Origin of the sequence: Agathobacter sp. LCP21S3_B2 (assembly GCF_052118705.1) — a bacterium.
In the GTDB taxonomy this organism is placed as follows: domain Bacteria; phylum Bacillota; class Clostridia; order Lachnospirales; family Lachnospiraceae; genus Roseburia.
In genome coordinates, this window is the sequence record NZ_JBQKGQ010000053.1 from 1 (window position 1) to 657 (window position 657).

Consider the following 657-nt stretch of genomic DNA (forward strand, 5'->3'; position numbering starts at 1 on the left):
CTCTGGTTACAGATGGTGCTTACAGCAGTGAAGCCAACCGTCAGCTTGCTGATGATAAGAACATTGATCTTGTTACAACAGATCTTCTTGGAAGAGATGCCAGAGATATCTATGCAGACTTTCAGTTTTCAGAGGATGGAACCAAAATCCTGCTGTGTCCCGCCGGAAATCAGCCTAAAAGTTCATCCATTGTAAAAAGTACTGGAAAAGTAAGAGCTTCTTTTCCTAAAAATAAGTGTGAGAACTGTCCATACAAAGACCAGTGCAGGCCTAAGACATCTAATAAAACAAGTGTCGTTTATCTATCAAAAGCATCACACGAAAAAGCAAAGGCCCAGCGTTTTACCGGAACATGGCAGTTTAAATTTTTGTCGAGGGTAAGGAATGGTGTTGAAACAATACCATCAATACTTCGCCGGAAATATAATATTGACACCATGCCGGTCAGAGGCAGAATCCGAATGAAGCATCTCTTTGGATTTAAAATCGGGGCATTAAATTTCCGTAAGCTGCTCAAATATTTAGGCAGCCTGGAAAAGTGCGCCTTAAATCCGGAAATTGCCTAGAGTATTAGCTGGAAATAGGCACTTGATACACGGAATAGCACGTATAAAATCCCATTTTTTAATTTAAAATCGTTTATGTGAAATTTTCAAG

At 39.7% G+C, this 657-nt stretch carries 1 protein-coding gene; it reads left to right on the forward strand.

From position 1 onward, the window contains the following. Window positions 1-566, forward strand: a 566-nt coding sequence (locus ACTQ1L_RS15245; RefSeq protein ID WP_441368100.1) for a transposase, incomplete at its 5' end; no start/stop codon positions are given. Between the last annotated feature and the right edge of the window lie 91 nt (window positions 567-657).